At 60.4% G+C, this 18,556-nt stretch carries 17 protein-coding genes and 1 pseudogene; 9 read left to right on the top strand and 9 right to left on the bottom strand.

Going from position 1 to position 18,556, the window contains the following annotated elements; genetic code table 11:
* Positions 1-247: 247 nt before the first annotated feature.
* Genes AB4N74_RS14005 through AB4N74_RS14020 form a run of 4 tightly spaced genes read right to left on the bottom strand, consistent with a single transcriptional unit; the run spans position 248 to position 2,849 of the window.
* The gene (locus tag AB4N74_RS14005) at positions 248-1,561 is read right to left on the bottom strand and encodes a sensor histidine kinase (RefSeq protein WP_093433857.1); all 1,314 of its coding nucleotides are present in this window, start codon (positions 1,559-1,561) and stop codon (positions 248-250) included.
* Complete coding sequence (locus AB4N74_RS14010) at positions 1,558-2,226, bottom strand: response regulator transcription factor (protein ID WP_007915592.1); 669 nt, start codon at positions 2,224-2,226, stop codon at positions 1,558-1,560. The genes AB4N74_RS14005 and AB4N74_RS14010 overlap by 4 nt, the downstream gene beginning before the upstream one ends.
* Positions 2,227-2,229: 3 nt before the next feature.
* Positions 2,230-2,541, bottom strand: a complete 312-nt coding sequence (locus AB4N74_RS14015) for a PepSY domain-containing protein (protein ID WP_093433854.1) — start codon at positions 2,539-2,541, stop codon at positions 2,230-2,232.
* The gene (locus AB4N74_RS14020; protein ID WP_093433852.1) at positions 2,541-2,849 is read right to left on the bottom strand and encodes a PepSY domain-containing protein; all 309 of its coding nucleotides are present in this window, start codon (positions 2,847-2,849) and stop codon (positions 2,541-2,543) included. The genes AB4N74_RS14015 and AB4N74_RS14020 overlap by 1 nt, the downstream gene beginning before the upstream one ends.
* Positions 2,850-3,092: 243 nt before the next feature.
* Here AB4N74_RS14020 and AB4N74_RS14025 point away from each other — a divergent pair, with 243 nt between their 5' ends.
* The 8 genes and pseudogenes from AB4N74_RS14025 to AB4N74_RS14060 all read left to right on the top strand — a co-directional run bounded on the left by AB4N74_RS14025 (position 3,093) and on the right by AB4N74_RS14060 (position 11,099).
* Complete coding sequence (locus AB4N74_RS14025; protein WP_414926333.1) at positions 3,093-4,172, top strand: patatin-like phospholipase family protein; 1,080 nt, start codon at positions 3,093-3,095, stop codon at positions 4,170-4,172.
* A gap of 85 nt (positions 4,173-4,257) precedes the next feature.
* On the top strand, positions 4,258-4,614 hold the full coding sequence (gene queD / locus AB4N74_RS14030; protein WP_007915588.1) for a 6-carboxytetrahydropterin synthase QueD: 357 nt from the start codon (positions 4,258-4,260) through the stop codon (positions 4,612-4,614).
* Positions 4,615-4,840: 226 nt separating this feature from the next.
* Positions 4,841-5,654 (top strand): annotated as a pseudogene (locus AB4N74_RS14035) (alpha/beta fold hydrolase).
* 245 nt (positions 5,655-5,899) lie between these two features.
* The gene (gene codB, locus AB4N74_RS14040) at positions 5,900-7,171 is read left to right on the top strand and encodes a cytosine permease (protein ID WP_093433843.1); all 1,272 of its coding nucleotides are present in this window, start codon (positions 5,900-5,902) and stop codon (positions 7,169-7,171) included.
* A gap of 15 nt (positions 7,172-7,186) precedes the next feature.
* The gene (gene codA, locus AB4N74_RS14045; protein ID WP_460100843.1) at positions 7,187-8,422 is read left to right on the top strand and encodes a cytosine deaminase; all 1,236 of its coding nucleotides are present in this window, start codon (positions 7,187-7,189) and stop codon (positions 8,420-8,422) included.
* A 196-nt stretch (positions 8,423-8,618) separates the two neighbouring features.
* Complete coding sequence (locus tag AB4N74_RS14050) at positions 8,619-10,190, top strand: glucan 1,4-alpha-maltotetraohydrolase domain-containing protein (protein ID WP_460100846.1); 1,572 nt, start codon at positions 8,619-8,621, stop codon at positions 10,188-10,190.
* A gap of 263 nt (positions 10,191-10,453) precedes the next feature.
* The gene (locus AB4N74_RS14055; RefSeq protein WP_460100848.1) at positions 10,454-10,741 is read left to right on the top strand and encodes a hypothetical protein; all 288 of its coding nucleotides are present in this window, start codon (positions 10,454-10,456) and stop codon (positions 10,739-10,741) included.
* Position 10,742: 1 nt separating this feature from the next.
* Positions 10,743-11,099, top strand: coding sequence for a carboxymuconolactone decarboxylase family protein (locus AB4N74_RS14060; RefSeq protein ID WP_306674151.1), 357 nt, complete (start codon positions 10,743-10,745; stop codon positions 11,097-11,099).
* Positions 11,100-11,358: 259 nt separating this feature from the next.
* Here AB4N74_RS14060 and AB4N74_RS14065 read toward each other — a convergent pair whose 3' ends face one another.
* Positions 11,359-12,339, bottom strand: a complete 981-nt coding sequence (locus AB4N74_RS14065) for a diaminopimelate epimerase (protein ID WP_460100851.1) — start codon at positions 12,337-12,339, stop codon at positions 11,359-11,361.
* A 375-nt stretch (positions 12,340-12,714) separates the two neighbouring features.
* Between AB4N74_RS14065 and AB4N74_RS14070 the strand changes: the two genes are divergently transcribed.
* Positions 12,715-13,866: an MFS transporter gene (locus tag AB4N74_RS14070; RefSeq protein ID WP_460100854.1), complete on the top strand. Its 1,152-nt coding sequence runs from the start codon at positions 12,715-12,717 to the stop codon at positions 13,864-13,866.
* A gap of 85 nt (positions 13,867-13,951) precedes the next feature.
* Here the strand turns inward: AB4N74_RS14070 and AB4N74_RS14075 are convergent, their stop codons facing one another.
* The 4 genes from AB4N74_RS14075 to AB4N74_RS14090 all read right to left on the bottom strand — a co-directional run bounded on the left by AB4N74_RS14075 (position 13,952) and on the right by AB4N74_RS14090 (position 18,474).
* A complete protein-coding gene (locus AB4N74_RS14075; protein ID WP_460100856.1) occupies positions 13,952-16,378 on the bottom strand; it encodes a TonB-dependent siderophore receptor in 2,427 nt (808 codons plus the stop codon).
* 98 nt (positions 16,379-16,476) lie between these two features.
* Positions 16,477-17,460, bottom strand: a complete 984-nt coding sequence (locus AB4N74_RS14080) for a FecR family protein (protein WP_093433831.1) — start codon at positions 17,458-17,460, stop codon at positions 16,477-16,479.
* A gap of 40 nt (positions 17,461-17,500) precedes the next feature.
* Positions 17,501-17,992, bottom strand: a complete 492-nt coding sequence (locus tag AB4N74_RS14085; RefSeq protein WP_099756744.1) for a sigma-70 family RNA polymerase sigma factor — start codon at positions 17,990-17,992, stop codon at positions 17,501-17,503.
* 104 nt (positions 17,993-18,096) lie between these two features.
* On the bottom strand, positions 18,097-18,474 hold the full coding sequence (locus AB4N74_RS14090; RefSeq protein ID WP_116255985.1) for a c-type cytochrome: 378 nt from the start codon (positions 18,472-18,474) through the stop codon (positions 18,097-18,099).
* Between the last annotated feature and the right edge of the window lie 82 nt (positions 18,475-18,556).

The raw sequence follows: 18,556 nt of genomic DNA on the forward strand, positions 1-18,556 counted from the left end.
GAAGGTAGTGGGGTGTCAGGTAGATCCTTACCCCCTCACCCCAGCCCTCTCCCCCAAGGGGGCGAGGGGAAAGGGAGCCGATCTTCGTGCCATTCAAAACTTGAGTCCGTCTCGATATTTCAGGTCACGGGAAAGCTTTCAAAACCTGAGTTCGGCACGATATCTCAGGTCGGTGTACCTCGAACAAACACCTCGGTCAGTCCCCTCTCCCTCTGGGAGAGGGTTAGGGTGAGGGGCTTTTAGAGGCTCACCGCCGAGGCAACTCAATCACCACTTTCAACCCGCCCCACTCACTCTCGCCCAACACCAGCAACCCGCCCCACGTATCGACGATGTCGCGCACAATCCCCAGCCCCAACCCATGCCCGTGGGTCTGCTCATCCAGCCGCGTGCCCCGGCTGAACACCTCAGCGCGCTGCTGTTCGGGAATCCCCGGGCCGTCATCTTCCACGCTCAGTGCAAAACCATCCGAACGTTCAATCACACTCAGACGCACCTCGGCGTCCGCCCACTTGCAGGCGTTATCCAGAAGATTCCCCAACAGTTCGAGCAAATCCTCGCGATCCCACGGCAGTTGCAATCCCGCTGGCGCGACATAACTCAAGGCCAGATGCTCGCCATGAATCATGTTCAGCGTCGCCAACAACCCCGGCAGTTCCGCATCACAATCAAACAACGCACCCGGTAGCGCATCACCGGACAGCCGGGCCCGGTTCAGTTCGCGGTTGAGCCGCTGCTGCACTTGCTCCAGCTGTTCCTTGAGCACCTTGCGTAACTCGGGATGCGCATCGAGTTTTTCGCTGGAGGCCAGGCTCAACAACACCGCCAACGGCGTTTTCAATGCATGCCCGAGATTGCCCAAGGCATTGCGCGAGCGCTTGAGGCTGTCTTCAGTGTGCGCGAGCAAATGGTTGATCTGCGCCACCAGCGGTTCCAGTTCCACCGGCACCTGATCATCGAGTTGCGAACGCTGGCCTTGCTGCAATTGCGCGATCTGCTCACGAGCCCTTTCCAGCGGTTTCAGCGCGCGGCGCACGGTCAATCGCTGCAAAAACAGAATCAGCAACAATGCCGCCAGACCGAGACCGAGGCCGATCTGGCGCATGCGCTGAAAGCTCTCGCGCACGGGGGTGTAATCCTGCGCGACGCTGATCGAAATCGACTGGCCCAGGCGCCGATAATCCGAGCGCAGCACCAGCAACTGCTGACCGTCCGGCCCCAGTTGCAGATTGCTGTGCAACCCGGGATGGTCGAGCAGCGGCAGGTCCTGATCCCACAACGAGCGTGAACGCCAGTGGCTGTCGGCAAAATCGATACGGAAGTAGTGCCCGGAAAACGGCCGCTGATAGGCCGGGGACAGATGTCTTTCATCCAGTTGCAGCCCTTGCGGGCCACGGACCAGCGCCACCAACAGGCTCTCGCTGTCGTTGCGCAGGCCGGCTTCGAGGTAGCGCTGCAAACCCACTTCGAACAACCACAGACTGGTTTGCGCCACCACCACACCGACGACCACCATCACGCTGATCAGACCCAGGCTCAAGCGGCGCTGGATCGACCTCACGAAGCTTGTCCGCCAAACAGGTAACCCTGGCCGCGACGGGTTTCGATCACGCTTTTGCCGAGCTTGCGCCGCAGGTGGTTGACGTGCACTTCGAGGACGTTGGAATCACGCTCGGTTTCACCGTCGTAGAGGTGTTCGGCGAGGTGGCTTTTGGAGAGGATCTGCTCCGGGTGCAGCATGAAATAACGCAGCAGACGGAACTCGGCGGCGGTCAGTTGAATATCGGCGCCGTCGCGAACCACGCATTGCCGACCCTCGTCCAGATGCAGACCGGCCGCCTGCAATGTCGGCTGATTGGCCTGGCCTTTGGAGCGGCGCAGCAGCGATTGAATGCGCAGTTGCAGCTCTTCGGGGTGAAACGGTTTGGTCAGGTAATCGTCGGCACCGGCCTTCAGTCCTTCGATGCGCTCGGCCCAGGAATCGCGCGCCGTGAGAATCAGCACCGGAATCGCCAGACCGCCGGCGCGCCATTGCGCCAGCACCTCAAGCCCCGGCACGCCGGGCAGGCCGAGGTCGAGAATGATCAGGTCATACGGCTCACTACTGCCCTGATACAACGCATCACGACCGTCCGCCAGCCAATCGACCGCGTAACCTTGCCGTTGCAGGCCGGCGAGCAATTCGTCGGCCAGCGGTACGTGGTCTTCCACCAATAGCAAACGCATCGATCAATCTTCCTTGTCTTTCACAAGTTCGCCGGTATCGGCCTTCAAGTGCAGCTCACGGGCGACACCTTCAAGGGTGAGCAACTCGACTTCATAAATGTAGACGTCGTGTTTTTCTTCCAGCTCGACTTCCAGCAGTTTTGCGCCGGGATAGCGATCCATCGCCTGCTGCAGCACTTGCTCCAGCGGCAGGATCACGCCCTTCTCACGCAGACTCAGGGCTTCGTCCTGATCGAGGTCACGCGCCATCGCGGCCGAGCAGAAAATCACCAGCGCCAATGCCGTACGGCTGGTGGCGCGAACATTAACCTTCATTACTTATCCTGATGATCCTTGAGAACCTGCCCAGTCACCGCGTCTAATTCCAGATCCCAATCGACGCCCTGCGGATCGCGCATTTCGATCTGGTAGCTGTACTTGCCGTACTCTTCTTCCAGCTCGGTTTCAGTGATCGTCGAACCCGGGTGTTTGGCCAACGCGGCGGCGTTGAGCTTCTCGAAGGAGACGATAGTACCAGCGTCGCGCAGACGCAGGGCTTCGTCAGGGCCGAGATCGCGGGCATGGGCGAGGCTGGCAGTGAAACCGATAATCGAGGCAATGGACAGGGCAGTCAGGGTTTTCATGGTGTCTCCATATTTTTATGTGTTGCTTACGGTGAGCACCTTAGCGGGATGAACTTAACTGAAACTGAATTGCCATCATTGCTCCAGCTCAACACATGCCCCCCTGTGGGAGCGAGCTTGCTCGCGAATGCGGTGTATCAGACACATCATCGTTGACTGACCCTACGCTTTCGCGAGCAAGCTCGCTCCCACAGGGGACATCATCGTTCTATAATCCTTCGCTTGCTAACGATCGAGACCGGTATGACCGCCATCCACATCAAATTCCCCGCCCTCACCCTCAAGGCCGGCCCGCGGGCCATGGCGCGCATTCGTGCGCAAGGCTTGAATGCCGCCGACGTCGGCACCCTGCCCGGCGCCGCCGGTGGACCGAAGGCGTTGGGAATTCAGGGGCTGGATCTGGCGCTGTTCGGTGAATGGCTGCCCAGCGCGCCGCGCGAGCGTTCGCTGATCGGCGCCTCGGTCGGTTCCTGGCGTTTCGCCAGCGCTTGCCTGCCGGACGCCGCCGAAGGCATCCGCCGTCTCGGTCATCTGTACGCCGAGCAGAACTTCAACAAAGGCGTGACCATGGCCGAGATCAGTCAGAGCTCGCAGCGCATGCTCCATGACCTGCTCGACGGCCGCGACGCGAGCATCCTCGACAACGCGCATTACCGCCTGAACATCATGGTGGTGAAAAGTCAGGGGCGTCTGGCCGATGACCATCGCGGTCGCCTGGGTCTGGCGCTGGGTTCGGTGATCGCCGACAACTTGCGCGGTCGCGCGCGTCTGTCGCGACACTTCGAACGCTTGATCATCCACGACCCACGCCTGGCCCCGCCGGTGAATGCGCTGAACGACTTCCCGTCGCGCTTCGTCGCCCTGAATACCAGCAATCTGCGTCAGGCCTTGCTCGCCTCGGGTTCGATCCCGATGGTCATGGAAGGTGTACGGGATTTGCCGGGCGCCGGTGCTGGCACTTTCCGCGATGGTGGTCTGCTCGATTATCACCTCGACCTGCCCTACAGCGGCGACGGCATTGTGCTCTATCCGCACTTCACTGATCGGGTGATTCCCGGCTGGTTCGACAAGACCCTGCCATGGCGCAAGGCCTCGGTGGAGCGCTTGCAGGACGTGCTGCTACTCGCGCCGTCGAAGGAATATCTGGCGCGCCTGCCCTACGGCAAATTGCCTGACCGCAACGACTTCAAGCGCTTTATGGGCGATGCACCGAGCCGGCAGAAATACTGGCACGCAGCGATGGACGAGAGCCGCCGCCTGGGCGATGAATTCCTTGAACTGACTGCCAATGGTCGCCTCGCCGAGCGCTTGCTGACCCTTTAGTCAGCACGCTCAAACACAAGCTGATAAACTCGCCGCCTGCCCGAATCGCTGCGGCGAACGCCATCTGAACAGAGCCGAAAATACCGTGGAAATCTTCAAAGAGTTTACTTTCGAATCCGCCCACCGCCTGCCGCACGTCCCGGACGGCCACAAGTGCGGGCGTCTGCACGGTCACTCGTTCAAAGTGGCGCTTCACCTCAGCGGCGATCTCGATCCGCACACCGGCTGGATCCGCGATTTCTCCGAGATCAAAGCGATTTTCAAACCGCTGTACGAGCGTCTCGACCACAACTACCTGAACGACATTCCCGGCCTGGAAAACCCGACCAGTGAAGTGCTGGCCAAATTCATCTGGAATGAAATGAAGCCGTTGCTGCCGGAACTGAGCGCGATCCGTATTCACGAGACGTGCACCAGCGGTTGCATCTATCGCGGTGAGTAATCCGATCCAGAAATCACTGCATAACCCTGTGGGAGCGAGCTTGCTCCGGGCGGCGTTCCGACGAATGCGGTTTGCCAGTGAAATAAATATTGACTGACACAATGCCTTCGCGAGCAAGCTCGCTCCCACAGGGATAAGCGGCGTGTCAGTGAATGAATAAACAGCCTTCACGGCTGTTTTTTTACGCCTATGCTTTTTGGCTCCCACCCGCCAAGAGGACAGGCCCATGACAGACTGGCTGCTGGATCAGGTCTTTGACTTCAACGGCCGACAGGTCCGCTACGCCGTGCGCGGCGACGGCCCCCCGCTGGTGTTCGTGCATGGCACGCCGTTTTCGTCGTACGTGTGGCATCGGATTGCGCCGCACTTTTTCACGACTCATCGCGTGTATTACTTCGATCTTCTCGGCTACGGGCGCTCCGAGCAACCGGACGCCGATGTCTCCCTCGGCGTGCAAAACCAACTGTTGGCGCAGTTACTCGACCACTGGAATCTGCAACGCCCGGATGTCGTGGCTCACGACTTTGGCGGCGCCACGGTGCTGCGCGCACATCTGCTCGACGGCAAGGGATTACCGCAGCCTGACCCTGATTGATCCGGTCGCGCTGACGCCTTGGGGTTCGCCGTTCGTGCAGCACGTGCGTCAGCATGAAGCGGCGTTTAGTGGCATCCCCGACTACATTCAGCGCGCCATCGTGCCGACCTATATTCGCGGGGCGATCCACCGCGAGATTGCCGATCACGAACTCGCACCCTATGTGCAGCCGTGGCTTGGCGATCCGGGGCAAGCGGCGTTCTATCGGCAGATTGCGCAGATGGATGAGCGCTATACCCGTGAAGCAGAAAGCCTGTATCCAACGATCCGCTGCCCGGTACAGATTCTCTGGGGCGAGCAGGATCAGTGGATTCCCATCGAACGTGGCCGCGCGTTACAGCAGATGATCCCGGGGTCACGATTCCACCCGATTGCCAACGCCGGACACCTCGTCCAGGAAGACGCCCCGGAAGCCATCGTTGCCGCCCTGCTGCGCTTCCTCTGAGCCAACACCTATCCCTTGTGGAAGCGAGCCTGCTCGCGAAAGCGGAGTATCAGCCACTGCAGATGTCGCCTGACACGCCGCCTTCGCGAGCAAGCTCGCTCCCACATTGGGCTTGGGTCTATTCAGGTGCACCGCTTTCGCGCCAATCCGCGCGACTCGTCTATACATAACCCGCGCCATCCGGCATTTGGCACGACCACTGCAACCCTCCCCCGCGTCTCCTCCACTCCAGCAAGGGCCGCCCCATGACGCAGAACGATATCGGCAACGATTACCCCCTCAGCGAAGTCCCCATGCATGCACGCAAAGGCCTGGCCTCGACGGCGATGGTGCTGCTCGGTTTCACGTTTTTCACCGCAACCATGTTTGCCGGCGGCAAGCTTGGCGTGGCGTTCAGTTTCGCCGAGATGATGGCGGTGATCGTCGTCGGCAACCTGCTGCTCGGCCTGTATGCGGCGGGCCTGGGTTATATCGCCTTCAAAAGCGGCCTCAACTCAGTGCTGATGGGCCGCTTCTGCTTCGGCGAAGTCGGCAGCAAGCTCAGTGACCTGATCCTCGGTTTCACCCAGATCGGCTGGTACGCCTGGGGCACGGCGACGGCTGCCGTGGTGATCGGTAAATATTTCAATCTCGACGAAAGCACGGTACTCGGCCTGATGGTGCTGTTCGGTCTGCTGTTCTGCGCCACGGCCTACGTCGGTTATCGCGGGCTGGAAATCCTCTCGTACATCGCCGTGCCGGCGATGATGTTGTTGCTCCTGCTGTCGATGTGGGTGGCGACGGTGAAAGTTGGCGGGTTCGAAGGCTTGCTCAGCGTAGTGCCGACGGGCTCGCTGGATTGGTCGACGGCAATCACCCTGGTGTTCGGCACCTTCGTCAGCGGCGCCACGCAGGCGACCAACTGGACACGCTTCTCGCGCTCGGCGCGGGTGGCGGTGCTGGCCAGCCTGATCGGTTTCTTCATCGGCAATGGCCTGATGGTGCTGATCGGTGCGTACGGCGCCATCGTCTACCAACAGCCGGACGTGGTTGAAGTGCTGCTGTTGCAAGGTTTCGCCATGGCCGCAATGGCCATGCTGTTGCTGAACATCTGGAGCACCCAGGACAACACCATCTACAACTTCGCCGTCGCTGGTTGCAATCTGCTACGCACTGGCCGACGCAAGACCGTGACCCTCGCCGGTGCGGTGATCGGCACCCTGCTCGCTCTGCTGGGCATGTACGACATGCTGGTGCCGTATCTGATTCTGCTCGGCACGGTGATTCCGCCGATCGGCGGGGTGATCATGGCGGACTTCTTCTTCCGTTGGCGCGGGCGTTATCCGCGCCTGGCCGACGCACGGTTGCCGGCGTTCAACTGGCCGGGACTCGGGGCCTATGCGGTGGGTACCGTTGCCGCGTTCAGCTCGCCGTGGGTCGCGCCGCTGGTAGGCATCGCCGCTGCCGCGCTAACGTATGTCATCGTCACCGGCGTGCTCGGCGCTCGCAGCGCAACCGCGCCACTACAAGACCTATAAAAAAGGATTCGCCTGATGCACATCATCAACGCCCGTTTGCGCAACCAGGAAGGTTTGCACGAGTTGCACCTTGAAGACGGTCTGATCCGCAACATCGCCCGGCAGACCGAAGCGCCGACCCTTGGCCCGGATGACCTCGACGCCGGCGGCAATCTGGTGGTGCCGCCCTTCGTCGAACCGCACATTCACCTCGACGCCACGCTGACCGCTGGCGAGCCGCGCTGGAACATGAGCGGCACATTGTTCGAAGGCATCGAGTGCTGGGGCGAGCGCAAGGTCACCATCACCGAAGAAGACACCAAGACCCGCGCCAAGAAAACCATTCAAGCGCTGGCCGCTCACGGCATCCAGCACGTGCGCACCCACGTTGATGTCACCGACCCGCAACTCACCGCACTTAAAGCCATGCTCGAAGTGCGTGAGGAAAGCAGCCACCTCATCGATCTGCAAATCGTCGCGTTCCCGCAGGAAGGCATCGAGTCGTTCCGCAATGGCCGCGAGCTGATGGAAGAAGCAATCCGCATGGGCGCTGACGTGGTCGGCGGCATTCCGCATTTCGAGTACACCCGCGATCAGGGCGTCAGTTCGGTGAAGTTTCTGATGGACCTGGCCGAGCGCACCGGTTGTCTGGTCGACGTGCATTGCGACGAAACCGACGACCCGCATTCGCGCTTCCTTGAAGTGCTCGCCGAAGAGGCGCGCAGTCGCGACATGGGCGCGCTGGTCACCGCTAGCCACACCACGGCGATGGGCTCCTACGACAACGCCTACTGCGCGAAACTGTTCCGCTTGCTGGGCCATTCCGGAATCAGTTTTGTCTCGTGCCCGACCGAGAGCATTCACCTGCAAGGGCGCTTCGACAACTTTCCCAAACGCCGTGGCGTGACCCGCGTGAATGAGCTGCTCGAAGCCGGCATGAACGTGTGTTTCGGTCAGGACTCCATCGTCGATCCGTGGTATCCGCTGGGCAATGGCAACATTCTGCGGGTGCTCGAAGCCGGGCTGCACATCTGCCACATGCTCGGTTACCGCAACCTGCAAAGTGCACTGGATCTGGTCACCGACAACAGCGCCAAAGCCATGCACCTGGGTGAGCGTTATGGTCTGGAACAGGGGCGCCCGGCGAATCTGCTGATTCTGTCGGCGGACAGCGATTACGAGGTGATCCGCAGTCAGGGCTTGCCGCTGTATTCGATTCGTGGCGGCAAGGTGTTGATGAAGCGGCAGATGCCGGTGGTGGAGTTTGCCTGAGGTCCCGGCATCGGCGTCCCTCGGGCGCCGACTGGCACTCTTCAATAAAGAACACTTGATCGATCGTGTGCAAGGTTATGGTTGGCGAGACTTTTATCGCCAAATAATCGAGCAAACCTGTCAGATCTGACAGGCGACACACGCTACGAACAGACTCACAGTGTCCTCTGGAATCAACAGATTCAGGAGGACAACCATGAAGCGCCTTTTACTGTTCACCCAGGTTTTATGGCTTTGCCTGACGCTAAGTGTGACCTTCGCGACGAACGCCACAATGCGAAATGGCAGCGGCGAAGAAATCATGCTCCAGGGCTTTCACTGGAATTCCAGCCGTAATGCCGTAGCGTGGTACTCCGTTCTTGCACAACACGCGTCCACGATCAGCAGCGACGGGTTCACGCTGATCTGGTTGCCACCCGTCTGGACCGACACCTCCAGCTGGAGCGAACCGACTGGCAAATCCGGTGGTGGCGAGGGCTATTTTTGGAGCAGCTTCGACAAAAACAGCCGTTATGGCAGCGATCAACAACTCAAACAGGCCGCGGCGGCACTCAACACTGCCGGTGTTAAAGTCGTGTACGACGTGGTGCCCAATCACATGAATGACGATAGGGTCAACCAGTCCATGTTTCCCCGAGGGCGCAATGAATGGCGCCATGATTGCCTCCAGTGTGATGAGGGCGATGCATTCATGGATGGCGCGGCAGACCTGAATACCGCTGACCCCAAGGTTTTCAATGCATTCAAGAACGAATTCATCAATTTGCGTGACAACTATGGTGCCCAGGGCCTGCGCTTCGATTTCGTTCGAGGTTACGCCCCGGAGACAATCGACCGCTGGATGAACGCTTTTGGCAGCCAGCAGTTCTGCGTCGGGGAAAACTGGAAAGGCCCCGACGAATATCCGCAAGGTGACTGGCGCCATTCAGCCAGTTGGCAGGATATACTCAAGGACTGGTCTGATCGTTCGCACTGCGCGGTGTTCGATTTTGCTCTCAAGGAACGCATGCAAAATGGCTCAATCGCCCAATGGCGCCACGGCCTGAATGGCAATCCGGACCCTGCCTGGCGTGCGATTGCGGTAACGTTCGTTGACAATCATGACACCGGCTATTCGCCCGGCGCCAATGGCGGCCAACATCATTGGGCGCTGCCCGATCCGCTGGTCAATCTGGCTTACGCCTATATCCTCAGCAGCCCCGGAACACCGACGGTCTATTGGCCGCATATGTACGATTGGCAGCGCGACCAGCTGATCCGGCAACTCATCAAACTTCGCAAACATGCTGCTATCCGGGCCGACTCGCCTATCCGCTTCAACACCCAGTATTCGGGGCTGGTGGGGACCACTTCAGGAGCGCGTGGCACGCTGGTGATAGCGCTCAAATCCGACCTGCAACGCTTGCCCGAAGGCATGGGGGTACCGACGCTGACCTGGGACAACGGTGATATTCGCATCTGGAGCACACCCGTGCAGTCTGCAGCAGTCAACATTAGCCTTCATTGCGACAATGCTAACCCGCAATCCGGTGAAGGGGTTTACGCCGTTGGCTCATCACTGGAGCTGGGGGCGTGGGATCCGCTGCACGGGGTTGCGCTGACTTCCGCCGGCAATCGCTGGAGCACGAACATCGAAGTACCAGGGCAGCAGGCGCTCGAATGGAAATGCGTTGTGCGCGGACGGAATGGTTCGCCGGTCTACTGGCAACCCGGCCCGAACAATTCGTTCACCAGCGGCGATGTCAGCGACACAGCCGGACGTTTTTGATTAAGACTTGTCGGCGCTCACCCTGCACACGCTGGCAAGGTACTCGCCTCCGAATACTGATCGGGCATCGACACAGCTGGAGTCTTTGCGATTGAGGCATCCGTAAACTGTAAGAACTAACAGGTTCGCGCCCGCAAACATTGAGCTAAGGTGTGAAGGCCGCCATCGCAACGGGCCGCCCCCCCTCCCGGATGTACGCTTTTTCATGCTGAAGTTCGTGCGTAGTTGATCAGCCGCCATCCTCATTTGCTTGAGGATTTCTCATGAACAACAAACCTTCGCCCATGGCCACGCTGTACCACGGAGGCCGATATATCTTTACCGAACTTGTACCCGATGGCGGCGCTCGACTAGATGCGCTGTTTCACACCGTGCCCGCCCTGGGCGAGTTGGCAGTGGGTGTGGTTTACGGGCATTTGCATGCGCCCCCGGCCTCGATCCGCGTTTGCGTGAAGCAGTGTCGTTTGCAGCAATCGTCGCCTCGGGGATGGTCGCCCGCCGCTGAGTGTGCACTTAAAGACAGGCTTGGCCTCGGGGTTGGCGCCCGGTGAAATGACCGAAGTGCTGTTGCAGGCGTCGGCATTCGCGGGGTTTCCTCGGGCGGTCAGCGCGGCGGAGCAACTCAATCGACTGTTCGAGGAAGCCGGCCTGACCTCACCGCCCGCACCGACACCCCGTGAAATCGCGCTGTCCTTCTGTGAGCAAGTGCGCGCCGGGCATGCACCGATTCCTGTCAGTGCAGCGGTCAAACGCCAGTTGAAACATGCGGGCCGACTGGCGGTGCAGGCCAGTTCGGCGCAATCGGTGCTGGTTGAATGCTTTGAGGATGAACCCTCGCCACTGGCACTGCTGCGGTTGACGGTACAGGGTGATCAGGTGATGTCGGTGACTTTGTTCAAGGCTCACTGACGGGCTAACTCTGAGGGCCTCATCGCTGGTAAGCCAGGCTCCCACAGGGTTTTGTGTGAACACATTATTCGTGCCCACCTGAATCCAATGTGGGGGCGAGCCTGCTCGCGAAGAGGTCGGCACATTCGGCATCATCGCGTCAGACAGACCGCTTTCGCGAGCAGGCTCACTCCTACAGGGTTATGTGTTTGAACATACTATTTGTGTTCACCACAAAACCCTGTGGGAGTCTGGCTTGCCAGCGATGGCGGTTTTGAATTCAGTCCATCAACCGCGCCGTACCGAACAGTCTGACACGCAGCAATTCTCCGTGCGCTTCTTCGAGCAAAATCGGCGCCGTGCCGCCGGGCATGACCACCTGCACTTCACCGGCCGCCACCCAACCCACACGCCATGCCGCGCAGGCCACTGCGCTGGCACTGGTGCCGGATGACGCGGTCGGCCCTTCGCCGCGTTCGAACACTCGGGCAAGGATTCTCTGCGGTGACTCCAGCACCGCCCATTGCAGATTGACGCCCGCCGCGCATGGATCACCAGCGCCGACAGGCATGGCGTAGGCAACCTGGGTCAGGCGTTCGCTCAGCGGCGATTCACGCATCCGCTCATTACTTGGCAATGCCGCTGCATCACCGAGCAGCGTGACGCAATGCGGATTGCCAATGCGCACAAATTGGCTGTGTGCCCAGTCGGGATCAAGTTGTGCCAAGGGCTGGACGTGGCTCACGTCCCGAGCATTGAACTCAATGCCTTGAACAGTCTGCGCAGCGACCGCATCCGGTCCGAATCGCGGTTGACCGAGATCAAGCCAGAAACCTTCAACGCCTTCGACTTCGGCCGGTTTCACCGAGGTCTCCACGGCGTCACCCTTGTCGTGATGCACGCGCAACAACGCGCCCTCCTCCGGCATCAAGCCTTGCTCGATCAGCGCTTGCGAGAAAATCGTCAAGCCATTGCCGCTGCGCTCGGCGAGGGTGCCGTCGGTGTTGACGATCAACACGTCGAATGGCGGCGATGTCTGGAACGGGCCGATCAGCAGGCCGTCGCTACGGTGGGATTTGCTGTTCGCCGGGCGTTGGCCTTCGGGCCAGTCGCAGCAGAGCGTGATGGCGGCGCGGCTCCAGGCCTGTCTCGACGCAGCACACTGCGCGGCACTGGCCGGCAAATCAATGCCCGCCTCGCGCAATGACTGCGGCGAAATCACCCCGTAAATATTGCCCCGTGCATCGTAGAACTGCGTCATCACCGGCCCTTGCTGTTAGATTCCCTCAAGCCTCCACTGTAAAACGCAATCCCTTGTGGGAGCGAGCCTGCTCGCGAATGCAGTGTGTCAGCCGATATTTTCTTTATCTGACACACCGCCTTCGCGAGCAAGCTCGCTCCCACAGGAATCGGTGCATGACCGCTGATTAGTGAGCCCGCTCCATTCAATGTGGGAGCGAGCTTGCTCGCGAAAGCGGTGGGTCAGCCGATATTTTTTTAGCTGACACTGCGCCTTCGCGAGCAGGCTCGCACACAGGTTAGGATGTTGCTTGTACTTCCCCGAATGGCCGGCGATCGAACCTCGTCGCTGAATCACTGTCCTTCGGGGACGCGAAGTTTTTTGCCAAGGATCGATATGACCAGCCTCAACCCCCAAGACACTTTCGTCCCCGGACGCCTGCAACAGATGTCCACGCGCATCGCCTATTTCATCGCCGGGCTCGGCATCGCCGCGTGGGCGCCCTTGGTGCCGTACGCCAAGGCCCGCGCCGGACTGGATGAAGGCACGCTGGGGTTACTTTTGTTGTGCCTCGGGGTCGGTTCGATTCTGGCGATGCCGCTGGCGGGGATTTTGGCCACACGGTTTGGCTGTCGGCGCGTCGCTACCGGCGGCACCTTGTTGATCTGCGCGGCGCTGCCGTTGCTGGCCACGGTGTCGTCGATACCGGCGCTGATCGCCACGCTGTTCATGTTCGGCGCTGGCCTGGGCACGGTGGATTCGACGGTAAACCTGCAAGCGGTGATCGTCGAGCGCGCCAGCGGCAAGAACATGATGTCGGGTTTCCACGGCTTGTTCAGTCTCGGCGGGATTGTCGGCGCGGCGGGTGTCAGTGCCTTGCTCGGCCTGGGTTTGACGCCACTGGCCGCCATGCTGGTGGTAGTTGTCGTGCTGATCGCGGCATTGTTCAAATGCGTGCCGCACATGCTGCCCTACGGCAGTGAAAGTTCCGGACCGGCATTCGCCATCCCTCATGGCATCGTGCTGTTTATCGGCGGAATGTGCTTCATCGTGTTCCTGACTGAAGGCGCGGCGCTGGACTGGAGCGCGGTGTTTCTGGCGCAGGAACGCGGGATCGACACGGCGTACGCAGGGCTGGGTTATGCGGCGTTTGCATTGACCATGACGGCCGGACGTTTGATGGGTGACCGGATTGTGCGGATGGTCGGTGCAACACGGATCATTTTGTTTGGTGGTCTGTTGGCAGCGGCCGGCCTGTTTCTGGCGACATTCGCGCCAAGCTGGGAAGCGGCGCTGGTCGGTTACGCGCTGGTCGGCGCTGGTTGCTCGAACATCGTGCCGGTGCTGTACACGGCAGTGGGCAAGCAAACGGTGATGCCGGAGAGCATCGCGGTGCCGGCCATTACCACGCTGGGTTATGCAGGGATTCTGGCCGGGCCGGCGGTGATCGGCTTTGTCGCCCATGCCAGCAGTTTGAGTTTTGCCTTTGGCTTGATGGCGGTGCTGTTGGTCGCGGTGGCCATTGGCGGGAAAGTTCTTAAAGTCTAAAAGCTTCGCGAGCAGGCTCGCTCCCACAGGATTTCAGTGATCCATGTGGGAGCGAGCCTGCTCGCGAAGAAGCTGATGCGGTCTATCAGAAACCGACACTGGCCTGCACAAAGAACGTGCGCGGCGCGCCGACATACATCCCCGAGTTGTTGTCGCTGGAGCGGGTGAAGTACTGCTTGTCGAAGACGTTCTTCACCCCGGCGCCAAGCTTGAGGTTCGACACCTGCGGTCCGAAGTCATAGCCGCCACGCACGTTCCAGGTCACGTAACCCGGGATGTCGCCATACTGCCCGTCCGCCGTGCCATCGGTGATGTAGTTGCCGTTGAAGCTGCCGTCGGCATTCACACCGGTGCCCGGCGAGCGCTGTTTCGACTGAGCGAAACCGTCGATGTTGTAAGTCCAGCGGTTGATGTCGTAACGCAAACCGACGGTCGCCACCTGCCGCGAATAGAACGGCAGATCACGGCCCTTGAAGCCCGGAATCTCACCTTCATAAGTAGCGCGGGTGTAAGTGAAACCCGCGTTGGCGGTCAGGCCGTCGAGGCGCGGATCCAGCGCCGCCATGTCGTAGTGCACCGAGGCTTCGATGCCCTGGTGCTTGGTTGCGCCGAGGTTGGTCCAGCCCACGTCATTGCTGATGTATTGCAGCTCGTCGTCGAAGTCGATGTAGAACAGCGTCACTTCGCCGCCCCACACGTCATCGTTGTAGCGCGTGCCGATCTCGTAGGTCTTGGCCTTTTCCGGCTCCAGACCATTGGCAGTCTGATCACCCGAGCCGCCCTGGCCGAGCTGGAAATACTGCAAGCTGCCGAACGAGGTTTCGTAGTTGGCGAACAGTTTCCAGGCGTCCGACAGGTGATACATCACGCTCAGCGCCGGCAGCGGTTCGTTGCTCTCGATGCTGCGGTTTTTCGCCTGCACCGGTTTGCCAGCCGTGTCGAGCACGGCGCGGTCATGCCAGTCGGTGCTGATGTGTTCGAAGCGAATGCCCGGGGTGATGGTCCAGTTGCCGACGTCGATTTTGTTGTCGAGGTAGACCGAGTTGGCCTCGGTGCCGCCCGTGCGGTCCTGGAACACATGGCCGTCGGAGGTCGGCGTGAGCACCGGCTGGTTGTTGACCAGCGCCACACGGCTCGACGATTCGTGCATCGCCTCTTTCAGGTAGCGATAACCGACGCTGACTTCCTGCGTGGTCGGGCCGACATCGAAAACCCGCGACACCCGTGGCTCGATGCCGAGGGTGTAGTAGGAACGCGGGTAGGAGCTGAGGGTTTTCTGGTCGCGGGCGGCGATGGTGCTGCCACGGAAACTGTCGGTGTAGTAGGTGAGGATTTCCGCCTGAGTGCGCTCGTCGATCTGGCGGATCCACTTGAACGACACGTCTTTGCGCCGCCCGGTGAATTGGTCGTAGTCCCGCACCGAGTCGTACGGTTTGGCGTCGTACTGCTTCTGTGTCAGACCGCCAGGCATGTCGGCCGTGGCGTCGTAGTAGTGGAAGTTGAGGCTGAAATCGTCCTGATCGGTCGGCGCCCAGTGGGTCTTGAGCAGCACGTCGTCGATGTCGTTGCCGTTGTTGCGCTCGCGGTAACCGTTACCGTTGACGCCGGAATACAGCAACGCCACGCCCATGCCATTGTCGGCGGTGCCGCCGAGGAACGCGGTGTCGATGTGTTTCCAGCCACCGTACTGAGTGGTTTCCAGCGTGGTGCCGATTTCGCCAGTGGCTTTTTCCGGAATCGCCCGGGTGACGAAGTTGATCACCCCGCCGACGTTTTGCGGCCCATAACGCACCGAACCGGCGCCGCGTACCACGTCGATGCTGTCAAGATTGCCCGAGGAAATCGGCGCCATCGACAGTTGCGGCTGGCCGTAAGGGGCAAACGCCGCCGGCACGCCATCGATCAGCACGGTGGAGCGCGGCGACAGACGCGAGGTCAGACCGCGTACGCCGACGTTCAGCGAAATATCACTGCCGCCGGTGCCGTTGGAATCCTGCACTTGCACGCCCGGTACGCGCTTGAGCACATCGCTGACGTTCATTGCGCCCTGTTCAACCATCGCTTCGCGGCGGATCACCGTGCGCGCCCCGGGGTGGTTCTGCACCACGGCAGCGTTGGCATCGCCGAGCCAGTCGCCGACCACTTTGATGTCGGTGACGCCCAATTCCAGCGGGCCATTGCCGGCGGTGGAGGTTGCGGCCGGCGACAGCGTCACCGAACCTTCGTTGATCTGATAATCCAGACCACTGCCCTGCAGCAATTGGCTTAGCGCCTGCTCCGGGGAGATGTCGCCGTCGACCGCCGGGGCCTGTTTGCCGGCGACCAGATCCGGGCTGAAAAACACTTGCAGCGATGTCTGCTGGCCCAGTTCGCTCAAGGCCTGGCCCAGCGGCTGCGCACGGATATGAATGGCTTCACCGGCGAACGCCAGCGGCATGCCAGCGTTGACCGCCAACGCAAGAGCCAGCGGCAGCCAAGAGAATTTTTTGTTGTTGGCAGGGGTGTATTTCACGTCGTACGTAGTCCTGTGGATCGCAAGAGTGTGCGGCTGTTAATGCAAACCAGTTGCAGTTGTACAGGAAGACGCTGAACTCGAAAAAAACCTGAATTTTATTTTGCGATTATTTCCTGACTGCCATCGGCAAGGGTGCGAACGGCCACCGGCAGGATGCTCGGCAAGGCTTTGAGCAAGGCATCGGTGTTGTCGGATTTGAACACGCTGGTCAGGCGCAGACTGGCCACGGCCGGATTGGTCACGGTCAACGGCTTTTCACGATAACGCGACACTTCGGCCGCGACTTCGCTGAGGCTGGCGTTGTTGAACACCAGTTTGCCGCTGCGCCATGCCGTCAGTTCTGCCGGGTTGACCGCATAGGCGGCGGCGACCTGGCCTTGGGCATCGACGTGGGTGCCGAGGCCGGCGCTCAGGCTGATGAACTGATCATCCGCTGCATCACGGCCCTGCACTTTCACCGTGCCCTGCTCCACCGCCACGCGGGTCTGCGCGACATCGCGGCGCACATCGAAACGCGTGCCGGTGACCGTGACCTTGCCGCTGCCGGCCTCGACCACGAACGGTCGTGAAGTGTCGTGCGCGACGCTGAACATCGCCTCACCTTCACTTAACTCGATCAGCCGCCGATCCTGTTCAAAGCGCACCTGCAAGCGACTGCGGCTGTTCAAATCGATCACCGAACCGTCCGGCAGCGCCACATGTTTACGCTCGCCCAACGCCGTGGCGAACTCGGCGCGGTAACCGCCCGGATGATTCAAACCACTGAACAAGCCCAGCCCGAGCGCCACCGCCAGCACACTCGCAGCCACCGCATAACGCAACAACGGACGGCGTTGGCGACGGTTCGGCGGGGTTTCAGCGAGGGCTTCGAGGCGCGGCGCCGAAAGCAAATCGGCGGCTGACCACAAGCCCTGCAGCAACTGAAATTCGTCACGGTGCTGCGGATGTTCATTCAGCCAGGCGTCGAAGCGCTGCTGCTCGTCGGCCTCAATGGCCGGCTCCTGCAAACGCACAAACCAGCGAGCCGCGTCATCGCGCACCGTTGTTTGCCCGCACGCGCAAGCACGCGTCTCCATCATGGAATGTCCTGTTGGGCTGAAGATGAAAGGGGGCAGCGGCTCATGACTGTAACCCGTCGAGGCGATCACGCAGATGGCGCAGGGTGCGGATCATATACTTTTCGACCATATTCTTGGACAGCCCCAGGCGTTCGGCGATTTCCGCCTGAGTCAGGCCTTCGATCTTCTGCCAGACAAAAATCTTCCGGCAATTGATCGGCAACTCGCTGAGCGCCCGTTCGATGGAATCGGCCAGCTGGATCGCATGCATGTAATGCTCAGGGTCGCCGATTGACGACTCAGTGTGATCGATGTCCTGCGACTCCAAAGCGCCGCGCCGATCCTCACGCCGATAACCGTCGACCGCGATATTGCGCGCGGTCTGGTGCAAATACGCCCGTGGCTGCTGCACCGCCGCCGAATCGGACTCAAGCACCCGCACAAAGGTGTCGTGCGCCAGATCCTCGGCCTGCGCGCGATTGCGCAGGCGGCGAGTCCAGGTGCCGATCAACTCTTCGTAGTGCTCGAAAAAGCCGGGTCTGCGGGGACGCATGGGGGTTTTGGCGGCGTGCTGAGGAAAGGGGCGTGAATAGTAATGCTTCCTATTAAGCCGAAGCAATGGATTCCTCGACCGACCGTCCGGGTCACCTGTGCAGCTCAGCGTTTTATCGAAATCACACCACTCATGTATTCATGCAGATCGCGCAGATCCTTAACACTCCAGGCATGCGGCGGTATTTTTACCCCGTTTTCCTTCAGCGTTTTCGGTATCAGGTTGCCGTTCGGGCGAAGGATGATCGACGACACAATCACCCCCGGATATTCATGCAGTCGTTGCTTGAACGTGGAGGTTGTCAGGTCAGGTGTGGGCGGATTGCTTTTGTGCGCCAGCGGCCCTGTTCCTTTGATATCGGCGCCGTGGCACACAGCGCAGCGCTGCACATAGAGGTTTTTGCCGTTGCTGTTATCCGCGAAGGACACGGATGGTTGGGCGATCAACAAAGCCCCGAGTACAGCGACGAATGCTGTTTTCATTGTTTGCCTCCCTGGCGTCTTTAAGGTCGCGCATGATGCGCGAGATTTAACGTCTGGCGCAAAACAATGTGGGAGCGAGCTT

The organism is Pseudomonas sp. H3_C08 (genome assembly GCF_054669455.1).